The organism is Microcoleus sp. LEGE 07076, from assembly GCF_015207455.1.
Taxonomy (GTDB): Bacteria; Cyanobacteriota; Cyanobacteriia; order Cyanobacteriales; family Microcoleaceae; genus Microcoleus.
The window spans coordinates 1-1,202 of sequence record NZ_JADEWV010000478.1 but is presented as its reverse complement, the minus strand read 5'-3'; the positions used below and the strand labels follow the sequence as shown (position 1 = coordinate 1,202).

Below are 1,202 nucleotides of genomic sequence, written 5' to 3'. Positions count from 1 at the left end.
CAGGGCTATTTCGTTCTAGACAGTAGGCAGGGTTTAGGTTTAGAGTTGAGAACTCGGATTCACCCTAACTTATGATTTATGAGTTCGCTAGCAATTGTAGAAGCATTTTCGGAATTACCCGACCCACGGCGTGGAGCAGGCTGTCGTCATGAGTATGCGGTCTGTTTAGCGTTATTTACCCTGGCGATTAGCGCAGGATGTGGTGGTTTTCTAGCCATCGGGGATTGGTTAAAGGCTTACCGCGAACCGAAGAATTGCGCTGTTTGGGTTCCCGAAGCATGGGATTCCTTCCTACAGTACGCTTCGTCGGGCGTTACTGGACTTGGATTATCAATCCTATGGCGCTTGCGTCGCTTCTTTCTGCAAAATTGAACCGAAAAGAGGTGAAACCATGACCTTAGATGGAAAAGTCCTCCGTGGCTCTTACAACATTGAAACGGGTGATAATCGGACCCCATCCCATCCAGCGATTCAATTGGTGACGGTCTACTTGGTCGAACGAGGACTGATTTTAACTCCCCAACAAGTGGATTGTAAAACCAATGAAATCAAAGCGATTCCACCCGTTTTGGAAGCCTTGGCCCAACGGGGAGTCGTCTTTGCCTTCGATGCCTTGAATACTCAAAAAAAACTTGTGAGCTAATTATTGAGTCTGGGAATGACTATCTCGGTGCCTTAAAAGGGAATCATAGCCATTTTCATGAGCAAATTAAGCAGAAATTTCAATCAGAATCCCATATTAATACCGTTGAAACCGGCCACGGACGAGTGGAACGACGAGGTGTGAGTTTGTGGACCCGCTGGCGTAGACTATCGGAGAGCCAAGACTCGGCCGGACTACGAAGTATCATTCGAGTCACGAGTTATCGACACCTGTTAAAAGGTGAATATATTCAAATCAATTCGCCTGAAACCAGGTACTACATTAGTTCATTGGATGAAACGGTGGAACAATTTGCAACTAGAATTCGCGATTACTGGGGTGTTGAAAATAAAGTCCACTATGTCCGAGATGTGACCGGGCGTAGAAGATGCTTAACTGAGTTCGAGTCGGCGAGATCCCGGCCATTTTTGCAATTGCTCGTAATTTAGCACTCAATCTTTATCGAGAAGCTGGAGAAACAAATATGGCACAGGCACAACGGCTCGCGGGCTATGGTCTAGACGTTTTGAAGAAGCTGTTTAGAATGAAATAGCCCTGG

1 protein-coding gene and 1 pseudogene are annotated in these 1,202 nt (G+C 46.3%); both read left to right on the top strand.

The window, feature by feature from the left end:
* The first annotated feature begins 78 nt into the window (after positions 1-78).
* Entirely contained in the window at positions 79-372 is a 294-nt protein-coding gene (locus tag IQ270_RS32505; protein WP_193976801.1) for a transposase family protein, read from the top strand.
* Positions 323-1,092: pseudogene (locus tag IQ270_RS32500) on the top strand (ISAs1 family transposase). Before IQ270_RS32505 ends, IQ270_RS32500 begins: the two are co-directional and overlap by 50 nt.
* Positions 1,093-1,202 lie beyond the last annotated feature (110 nt).